1 protein-coding gene is annotated in these 1,388 nt (G+C 67.2%); it reads right to left on the reverse strand.

Annotated elements, in window-relative coordinates; translation table 11 throughout:
- Nucleotides 1-1,223 (reverse strand): MFS transporter (locus DBR22_RS09980; RefSeq protein ID WP_258229123.1); only part of this gene is annotated, 1,223 nt, incomplete at its 3' end.
- Nucleotides 1,224-1,388: the final 165 nt, after the last annotated feature.

Here is a 1,388-nt window from a genome sequence, read left to right on the forward strand (position 1 = left end):
GCCCGCCGGTCGAACGCGATCCTCAGTTGCCGGGCCCGGATGATCCACACGAGTCCGATCAGCGCGGCGATGATCCCTGACGCGGCGGCAACCGCAAGCGCCCATCTGGCCCCTGCCACGTTGGCCACCCAGCCCACCAGCGGCGCCCCGATAGGGGTGCCGCCCATGAAGATGGACATATAGAGGGCCATCACCCGGCCGCGCATGACCGGATCAGTGGTGGTCTGGACATAGCCGTTGGCACTGGTCATCATGGTGATCGCGAACAAGCCCACGGGTACCAGGGCGGCGCCGAACCAGAAGTAGTTGGGGGCCAGGGCGGCAAGCCCGGAGGTCACACCAAAGGCAGCTGACGCGCCGAAGATCGTCCGCAGACGAGGTCTTCCGCGGCCCGCGGAGAGCAGGGCGCCGGCCACCGAGCCGATGGCCATGATGGAGTTCATCAGCCCGAACTCATCAGCGTCCAGCCCGAATTCCGTGCCAACCATGGCCGCGATGAACAGGACGAAGTTCAGCCCGAGCGTTCCGACGATGAACACGGCCACCAGCACCACCACGAGGTCCGGCCGGTAGCGGACGTAGCGCAGGCCCTCGCGGATCCGCCCCTTGCCCGCGGCGGCGCGGGGAAGCTGGCGCAGGGACGCCGACGGGATCTTCCACAGGCTCAGGAGCATCGCCAGGAACGTGCCGGTATTGATCAGGAACACCCAACCCGGGCCGACCGCCACGGTCAGCATTCCGGCCACTGCAGGCCCGATCATGCGGGCAACGTTGAACGAAGCGCTGTTAAGTGCCACGGCGTTCGGCAGGTAGTCATCACGGACGAGCTCCGAAACAAACGTCTGCCGCACCGGAGCATCGAGCGCGGAGACCATGCCCAGCAGCAGGGCGAAGCCGTAGACGTGCCATAACCGGCCTGCGCCCAGTACCACCAGGACGCCCAGCCCTGTGCTGAGCAGAGCCATCGTCGACTGTGTGATCACCAGCAGCTGCCGGCGGCTGTAGCGGTCCGCCACCAGTCCGGCGACGGGCGCCAGGAAGAGCTGGGGGCCGAGCTGGAGCGCCATGGTGATGCCCATGGCGCCGGCGTCGTGGTCCGTAAGGTGGTCGAACACCAGCCAGTCCTGGGCGGTCCGCTGCATCCAGGTTCCGATGTTGGAGACCAGCGCGCCGAAGAACCAGATCCGGTAGTTGAGGATGTGCAGGGATTTGAAGGTGGACATCAGGTCCGGCCTCCGTGGTGATCAGCCCTGCCCGTAGGCAAGCGCCTAGTCAGCCTCATCGGCGGGGTCGTGGAGCCCGGTTTCATCCTCCGGCCCAGCTGCGGGGGCAGGCTCTGCCTCCGCCTCCGCCTCCGCCTCCGCTGCAGGCGACTCCTCTTCCTCGGC

Origin of the sequence: Arthrobacter sp. HMWF013 (assembly GCF_003061105.1) — a bacterium.
In the GTDB taxonomy this organism is placed as follows: domain Bacteria; phylum Actinomycetota; class Actinomycetes; order Actinomycetales; family Micrococcaceae; genus Arthrobacter.